The sequence below is a fragment of the Cellulosimicrobium sp. XJ-DQ-B-000 genome (assembly GCF_031119065.1).
Taxonomy (GTDB): domain Bacteria; phylum Actinomycetota; class Actinomycetes; order Actinomycetales; family Cellulomonadaceae; genus Cellulosimicrobium; species Cellulosimicrobium funkei.
The window spans coordinates 281,101-289,315 of record NZ_JAVHYN010000003.1 but is presented as its reverse complement, the minus strand read 5'-3'; the positions used below and the strand labels follow the sequence as shown (position 1 = coordinate 289,315).

The following is an 8,215-nucleotide window of genomic DNA, read 5'->3' as shown; positions in this document are numbered from 1 at the left end:
CGCCGCCGCTCACGGGAGCGTCCGCCGGGTCACCACTGGCTCTTCCGCTCCCAGTCGGGGTCGAACGACCCCGCCTCGGCCACCGCCACGTAGTCGCGGTACGCCTCCGCGACGAGAACGGGCGGCAGGTCCGCGATCCGCGCGGTCCCCCGTCCGGAGCCGCGGCCCGTCCGCTCGAACGTCAGCGCCGTCACCGCGGCCGGGATGTTCTCCTCCGGGACGAACGACCCCGTGAACTCGATCTGCACGACGATCCCCGCGCTCGTGAACGCCTTGGTGTACGCGCTGAACCACCCGGCGTCCTCGGCCTGCGAGCGGGAGTAGCCCCGCTTCGTGGCGCGCCCGCGGATCGAGAAGCTGTCGGAGAACCAGCCCTTGTGGTCGTCGATCGCGGTCGCACCCGCGGGGACGTCGGGCGTCGTGACGTCGAGCTGCGCGAAGAGCGGGGCGACCTCGTAGTCCGCCAGGTGCGCCGTCCAGGCCGCCGTCGCCTCCGGGCCGAGCAGGACGGCGTGCGCGAGCCCGACCGTGGACTCTGCCCCGAGCTCCACGTCCTCGTCGTCGGCGTCGACGAGCGCGCCGCCGTCGGGCCGGAACGGGCGGGCACCCTCCGTCCCGGGGTTCTCGACCCAGACGAGCCGCTCGACGAGCCGCGACATCACGGGGTGCCCGAGGAGGTACTCCTGCCACTCCGACGCCGTCCACGTGCGGCCCACGCACATCGCCTCGTAGAGCCGCTGGGTCTGCAGGGCGACGACGGCCTTGAGCTCCTTGCGACTCGCGGTGAGCTGCTTCTTGGCGGCCGCGACGAGCTCGGGGTCGTCCTGCGCCCGGGGCGCCGGGAGTGCCTTGACCACCTTCCCGGCGTCGCTCGTGAGCTCGAGCGTGAAGGCGGGGGTGATGCGCCCGACGTACTCCCGGGAGCCGAGGTCGAGGTGGAGCAGCCCGTCGTCCTCGAACCCCGCGGTCTGGACGGTGCGGTCGGCGAGCTGGTCCGCCGTCCAGCCGCGCCGCTCCGCGAGCTCGGCCGCCAGGCGCTGCGCGGTCTCCTGGACCGTCGCCTGACGGAACCGTCGCGAGACGGCGAGGAGCTCCTGGATCGCGGCCGGCTGCCCGTTCGCCGCGAGCGCGTGCACGAGCGCCTCGGTCTGCGCGCGACGCCCGACGTGCGCCTTCGCGTAGCGCTGGAACGTCGCGGCGAGCTCGGCGCCCGGCATCGCGACGGTCAGCGCGAGCAGACCCTTGTCCTTGACCGCCGAGCCGACGTACGTGGCCTGGTGCTCGCGGTACAGGTCGCGGTGGTGGTCCTCGAGCGTCTTGGACGCCTCGACCGAGTAGTGCTCGGGCGAGCGTTTGGCCCAGGCCTGGTACTGGTCGTACCGCAGCTGGGCACCGGCCGTCGCGTACGCGTCGCTCTCCTGCGGCGAGGGGTTGCGCGTGTCCTGCGCGACCCACGCCGCGAGCACGTGGCTGCCGAGCCGTGCGCGGTCCTCCTCCTGCAGCAGCGACAGGTACCGCTCCAGCAGCCCGGCACCGCTCGGGTCCTTGAGCTTGACCGCGAGCACGACCCACCAGCGCAGGACCGTCGGGTCCACCGGCGAGCCGTCCGCCGCCCAGCGGGCCGCGGGTAGCGCGTCGAGGTCGAACCACGCCATGCTGACCGGCTTCTTCGCGCGCAGGCCCTTGGTCGCCTCCGCGAGCAGCGCCTCGGGCGCGAGGTCGGCCGAGATGTCCTCGCCCAGCGCCTCGAGCGCCGTGAGGAGCGCGGCGCGCACGACCTCGCTGCGCTCCTTGCCGAGCGCGGCGCGCAGCGCGGGCACCGCCTCGACGTCGCCGAGCCGGGCGAGCCACTCCGCCGCGCTGCGGCGCACCTCGGACCGGCCGTTGCCCAGGCCCTGCTCGGCCAGCCCGCGCACCCCGGGGTGCGTGCTCAGGGCCGCCTGCGCCGTCGCGCGATAGGTGCGGCCCTCGCCCAGCGCGAGCTCGGTCAGGCGCGGCAGGAACCGGCGCGGGACCTGCGGCAGCTGTGCGAGCACCGCGAGCGCCCGGGCCGGCTTGGCGCTGCCGTACGTGCGCTCGCGGTCGTCGAGCGCGGCGGCGAGCCGGTCGAGATGCCCCGCGTAGTACGGCCACGCGTGCTCGGGGGTCACCGTGTCGGTCGCCCACCAGGTCGAGAAGTACAGCTCGTCGACCAGCGCCCCGGCGTCGTCGCGTCCGATGCGCCGCAGCGCCTCGTCGAGGACGCGCAGGTCGACGTCGAGAAGGTCGCCCTCGTGGAGCCGGTACCAGCCGAACCGCTCGCTGCGCCCGCGCCCCTCGTTCCCCTGCAGCCGCAGCCGGTGCAGGAGCGTGATGCCCGGGAGGCGCGAGAAGACGCCCGGCGCGGACAGCCGGCGCATGACGACGCCGCCGGGGCGCCGGGTGCTCGTCCCGGACAGGAACGCCGCGAAGACCCGGATGTCCTCGTCGGTGATGCCCGGCAGCTCCTTGAGGTCCTGCTCGACGGTCAGACGGCGCCACCGCGGCCACCCGTCGTCGTCCTTCTTCCCTGCGTTCGCCGCGTGGTCGGCGCGGGCGCGCTCGAGGGCGGTGTCGATCGCGGCTCGCGCGGCCCGCACGAGCTCGTCGCCGAGCACCGTCTCCGGCAGCGGCTCGAAGGGCGGCACGTCGATCTCGGGCTCGTCCTCCTGCGCGGCGTCGAGCACACGCGCTCGCTCGACGGTGTCGCGCAGCAGCGTCGCCCGGGCGCCCGTCGACCGCTCGGCCGCCTCCTCCAGGGTGGCCAGACCGCCGTCGACCTGGGCGAGCCGCGTCACCACGGCGCCGAGCCGCGAGGCCGGGAGCGACGTGAGCAGAGGGGCGAGGAGCTCGCGCTGGCGCGCCGCGGGAAGCGGGACGAGCGCGGCGACCGCCGCCTCGCGCACCGCCTTGCTCGTGTCCGCGGCGAGCACGGCGAGCAGCGGGGCGAGCGTCTCGGTCGCCGCCGGGTCCCCCGCGACGAGCGCCACGAGCTCACCTCGCCCCGCGGCGCTCACCCCCGGCAGGACCTGCGTCGCGACGTCAAGGTGCGCGACGACGAACTCCCGCGCCGGGTCGCCGAGCAGCGCCGGGCCCAGGTGCCGCGACGCCCAGCCTGCCGACGCCGGCCGCTCGAACAGCTCGCGCAGCACCACCGCCGGCGCGTCCGCCTCCGGCACGCCGCCCTCCACCGCGAGGGCCACGAGCAGGTCCGGCGTCCAGCGGTCGGGCGCGCCCTTGCCCTTCTGGCCGTGCCGGCGTTCGTTCGCGCGCCGCGACATGTCGTTGACGAGCGTGGTGAGCCAGCGCGGGTCCGACGCCCGCTCGCGGTCCACCTCGGACGAGACCGCGCTGAGGACGCGGCCGAGGCGCACGAGCTCCGGGACGGTGACGGAGTCCGAGAGCGTGTAGAGGTTGGAGCGCGCCGTGACCGCCTTGGCCGACGTCCACCCCGGCACGGCGGCCTTCAACCGGTCGTCCTGGGCGGGGGTCGTCCACGAGTAGGCCCCGGACTGACCGGGACGGCCGAGGAGCGCCTCGACGTCGCCGCCCCGCAGCGCCTCCAGCTCGAGCAGCACCTCAGGACCCTCGCCCCGGTGCACGTACGCGACCGCACGGTCCTCGAGCTCCGGCGACGCGACGGCGAGCACCTTCAGGGCGTCGACGAGCCGAGCGCTCGGGCGGTCGCCTCCTGTCTGCCCCTCGTCACGCCGGAACAGACCCTTGACCTTCTCGAGCACCCTCTACCTCACCGTCACGTCGTCGCTGCTGGTGGGCCCGATGCTAGGGGCGGCCGCCGACACGGCGCGCTGCCCTCGCACGGGCGGCGGGTGCCACGTCGCAGCACGGCACGACCGTGACTGGCGGGAAGGGAGTGGTGGGTGGGCCCGGAGGGACTCGAACCCCCGACATCCACGGTGTAAGCGTGGCGCTCTAACCAGCTGAGCTACAGGCCCTGGAACGGCGGAGCACAGCCTACCGGGTCGGCACCCCGCCACCTGCCACGACCGCCCGGCTCCCAGGGCTCAGAGCTGTTCCAGCGCCCGTCGGTAACCGTCGAGGTCACGACGCTGCCCGCGCGGGTTCACGACCGACCACCGCACGATCCCGTCGGCGTCGAGCAGGAACGAGCCGCGCAGCGCGAGGCCGTTGTCCTCGTCGAGGACGCCGTAGGCCCGCGCGACGTCCCCGTGCGGCCAGAAGTCGGAGAGCAGGTCGAACTCGAAGCCCTCCTGCGCGGTCCACGCCTTCTGCGCGAACACCGAGTCGCACGAGATGCCGAGCAGCGTGACGCCGGCCGCCTCGAACTCCTCGAGGTTGTCGCGCAGCTCGCACAGCTCGCCCGTGCAGATCCCCGAGAACGCGAAGGGGTAGAACACGAGGAGCACCGGCCCACCCTGCAGGTCCGCGAGGTGGACGGGCGTGCCGTGGGTGTCCGGCAGCGTGAAGTCGGGCGCCGGGTCGCCCGGACCGGGCGGCGTGGTGCGCCCGGTCGTCGCGGCGTCGTCAGCGACCGCGGCCACGGGTCCCGAGCTTCGTCGCGGACCAGTCGGGCGCGATGGCGAACGTGCTCGTCGCGTGCAGCCCGGCCGTGGTCGCGGCCTCCTGGATGTCGTTGTGGCCCACGTGGCCCGGCCGGCCGGGCTTCGGGGTGAGCACCCAGATGAGGCCGCCGTCGTCGAGCACGGTCTGGACGTCCACGAGCAGGTCGGTGAGGTCGCCGTCGTCCTGGCGGAACCACACGACCACGCCGTCCGTGACGTCGTCGTAGTCCTCGTCGACGAGCTCGCCGCCGACGAGCTCCTCGAGCTCACCGCGCAGGTCGTCGTCGACGTCGTCCGCCCAGCCGAACTCCTGGACCACGTTGCCGGGCGCGAACCCCAGTCGGTCCGCCCCGCTGGGCCCTACGGTGTCGGTCACTGTCGTGTCGTTCCTTTCCTCGTCCTGTCCGTGCGGTGGGCCGTCGCGCGCGCCCGGGCGGGCGCCCGCGCGCACGACGACCTGCCGTGTCTGGCAAAGGTAGCCCACCGCAGGGTGCGGTGCTTGGCAAGGCACCGCCCACGGACGGCCGTCGCGCGGGTCGTCGGCCGTGGCCGGGCACGGCCGGGCGGCCGCACGACGGCGGCGCGCACGCCGTCCGGCCCGTGTCGCCGAAATCACGCCCTCTTGACCACCCGATGGTGTGACTTACGCGCGCGTTGTGAACACAATGGGTAGACCACCCTGGTCTCGTGAAGAGGCGCGGTCGCCACCAGCGGCCGCGGCCGCGTGCCCGGAGTGGGCCCGAGACGGGTGTCGGCCGTGTACCGCGCGGCCGACACCCGGCATCCGACGAGATATGAGGTTGCTGGTGGCTTCGTACGACGAGACCGGACCGCTGATCAACGGTCTGCTCAGCCAGGTTCCGGACTTCGACCCCGCCGAGACCGGCGAGTGGGTCGAGGCCCTCGACGGCCTGATCGACGACCGCGGGGGCCCGCGCGCCCGCTACGTCCTGCTGAACCTGCTCAAGAGGGCCCGGGAGCGCAACGTCGCCGTCCCGACCTCCCTGACCACCCCCTACGTGAACACCATCGGTGTGCACGAGGAGCCCTACTTCCCCGGCGACGAGGCGCTGGAGCGCCGCTACCGCTCGTGGATCCGCTGGAACGCCGCCGTCATGGTGACGCGGGCGCAGCGGCCCGGCATCGGCGTCGGCGGCCACATCTCCTCCTACGCGTCGGTGGCGACGCTGTACGAGGTGGGCCTGAACCACTTCTTCCGCGGCAAGGACCACCCGGGCGGCGGCGACCAGGTCTACTTCCAGGGCCACGCCTCCCCCGGCGTGTACGCGCGCGCCTTCCTCGAGGGCCGGCTCTCCGCGGACCAGCTCGACGGGTTCCGCCAGGAGAAGTCGCACCCGGGCGGCGGCCTGCCGTCGTACCCGCACCCGCGGCTCATGCCCGACTTCTGGGAGTACCCGACCGTCTCCATGGGTCTCGGCCCGGCGAGCGCGATCTACCAGGCGTGGACGGACAAGTACCTGCACAACCGCGGCATCCGTGACACGGAGCAGCAGGACGTGTGGGCGTTCCTCGGCGACGGCGAGATGGACGAGCCCGAGTCGCGCGGCATGCTCCAGCTCGCGGCGCAGCAGCAGCTCGACAACCTGACCTTCGTCGTGAACTGCAACCTGCAGCGCCTCGACGGCCCGGTGCGCGGCAACGGCAAGATCATCCAGGAGCTCGAGGCGCAGTTCCGCGGTGCGGGCTGGAACGTCATCAAGGTCATCTGGGGCCGTGAGTGGGACGTCCTGCTCAACGCGGACAAGGACCGCGCCCTGGTCAACCTCATGAACGTCACGCCCGACGGCGACTACCAGACGTACCGTGCGGAGTCCGGCGCGTTCATCCGCGAGCACTTCTTCGGCCGCGACCCGCGGACGAAGGCGCTCGTCGAGAACATGACCGACGACGACATCTGGAACCTCAAGCGCGGCGGCCACGACTACCGCAAGATCTACGCGGCCTACGCGGCGGCGCGCGCCCACACGGGCCAGCCGACCGTGATCCTCGCGCACACGGTCAAGGGCTACGCGCTCGGGCCGTCGTTCGCGGGCCGCAACGCGACGCACCAGATGAAGAAGGTCGGCCTGGCCGACCTCAAGGCGCTGCGCGACTCCCTGCGGATCCCGATCACGGACGAGGAGCTCGACGCCAACCCGTACGAGCCCCCGTACTACCACCCGGGCCCCGACGCGCCGGAGATCCAGTACCTGCTGAACCGTCGCCAGCAGCTCGGCGGGTTCGTGCCCGAGCGCCGCTCGTCGCCGAAGCCGATCACCCTGCCCGGCGACAAGTCCTACGAGATCCTCAAGAAGGGCTCGGGCCAGCAGGAGATCGCCACGACGATGGCGTTCGTCCGGCTGCTCAAGGACCTCATCAAGGACAAGGAGTTCGGCAAGCGCGTCGTGCCGATCATTCCCGACGAGGCCCGCACGTTCGGCCTGGACTCGATCTTCCCGTCGGCGAAGATCTTCAACACCCAGGGCCAGCACTACCTCGCCGTGGACCGTGAGCTCATGCTGAGCTACAAGGAGTCCGAGGCCGGGCAGATCATGCACACCGGCATCAACGAGGCGGGCTCCGCGGCCGCCTTCCAGTCGGTCGGCACGTCCTACGCCACGCAGGGCGAGATCATGGTGCCGTTCTACATCTTCTACTCGATGTTCGGCTTCCAGCGCACCGGCGACCAGTTCTGGGCGGCGGGCGACCAGCTCACGCGCGGCTTCATCATCGGCGCGACCGCGGGCCGCACCACGCTCACGGGCGAGGGCCTGCAGCACGCCGACGGCCACTCGCCGCTCCTCGCGGGCACGAACACCGCGATCGTCCAGTACGACCCGGCGTTCGGCTACGAGATCCGGCACATCGTGCGCGACGGCATCGAGCGCATGTTCGGTCCCGGCGAGCACGGCGTGGGCGCGGACGGCCGCGACCAGAACGTCATGTACTACCTCACGGTGTACAACGAGCCGATGGTCCAGCCGGCCGAGCCGGAGGACGTGGACGTCGAGGGCATCCTCAAGGGCATCCACCGCATCTCCGTGGGCGAGGGCGACGGGCCGCGCGCCCAGATCCTCGCGTCGGGCGTCGGCGTGCCGTGGGCGCTCGAGGCGCAGCAGCTCCTGCGGGAGGACTGGGGCGTCGCGGCGGACGTGTGGAGCGTGACGAGCTGGAACGAGCTGCGGCGCGACGCGCTCGCCGCCGACCAGGCCGCGTTCCTCGACCCGGCCGCCCCGGCGCGCGTCCCGTTCGTCACGGAGAAGCTCTCCGGCGCCGAGGGGCCGTTCGTCGCGACGAGCGACTACGACCACCTGGTCCCCGACCAGATCCGCAAGTGGGTCCCGGGCGACTACGAGGTGCTCGGCGCCGACGGCTTCGGGTTCTCGGACACGCGCGCGGCGGCCCGCCGGCACTTCAAGATCGACGGCCCGTCCGTCGTCGTGCGCACGCTCCAGGCGCTCGCCAAGCAGGGCAAGGTCCCCGCGGACGCGTCGGCCCGCGCGATCGAGAAGTACCGCCTGATGGACGTCACCGCCGGCACGTCCGGCAACGCGGGCGGCGAGGCCTGACGGCCACCGCCTGAGACGACGACGGCCGGTCACCCCGCGGGGTGGCCGGCCGTCGTCGTCTCCGGAAGGTGCCGGACGCCGTGG

General features: G+C 73.1%; 4 protein-coding genes and 1 tRNA gene. 1 reads left to right on the top strand and 4 read right to left on the bottom strand.

Annotated elements, in window-relative coordinates; translation table 11 throughout:
* Nucleotides 1–29: 29 nt before the first annotated feature.
* The 4 genes from RDI86_RS07450 to RDI86_RS07435 all read right to left on the bottom strand — a co-directional run bounded on the left by RDI86_RS07450 (nucleotide 30) and on the right by RDI86_RS07435 (nucleotide 4,938).
* Nucleotides 30–3,758, bottom strand: a complete 3,729-nt coding sequence (locus RDI86_RS07450; RefSeq protein WP_308821053.1) for a DUF4132 domain-containing protein — start codon at nucleotides 3,756–3,758, stop codon at nucleotides 30–32.
* A gap of 142 nt (nucleotides 3,759–3,900) precedes the next feature.
* Nucleotides 3,901–3,974: transfer RNA gene (locus RDI86_RS07445), tRNA-Val, on the bottom strand.
* 69 nt (nucleotides 3,975–4,043) lie between these two features.
* Nucleotides 4,044–4,541 (bottom strand): peroxiredoxin, encoded by a 498-nt coding sequence (locus tag RDI86_RS07440; protein ID WP_021483100.1) that lies wholly within the window; start codon nucleotides 4,539–4,541, stop codon nucleotides 4,044–4,046.
* Nucleotides 4,525–4,938 (bottom strand): DUF3052 domain-containing protein, encoded by a 414-nt coding sequence (locus RDI86_RS07435; RefSeq protein WP_031316633.1) that lies wholly within the window; start codon nucleotides 4,936–4,938, stop codon nucleotides 4,525–4,527. Before RDI86_RS07435 ends, RDI86_RS07440 begins: the two co-directional genes overlap by 17 nt.
* Nucleotides 4,939–5,368: 430 nt before the next feature.
* On the opposite strand from RDI86_RS07435, the gene aceE reads away from it, so the two are divergent.
* Nucleotides 5,369–8,131: a pyruvate dehydrogenase (acetyl-transferring), homodimeric type gene (aceE, locus tag RDI86_RS07430; RefSeq protein ID WP_076405503.1), complete on the top strand. Its 2,763-nt coding sequence runs from the start codon at nucleotides 5,369–5,371 to the stop codon at nucleotides 8,129–8,131.
* The last annotated feature ends 84 nt before the right edge of the window (nucleotides 8,132–8,215 follow it).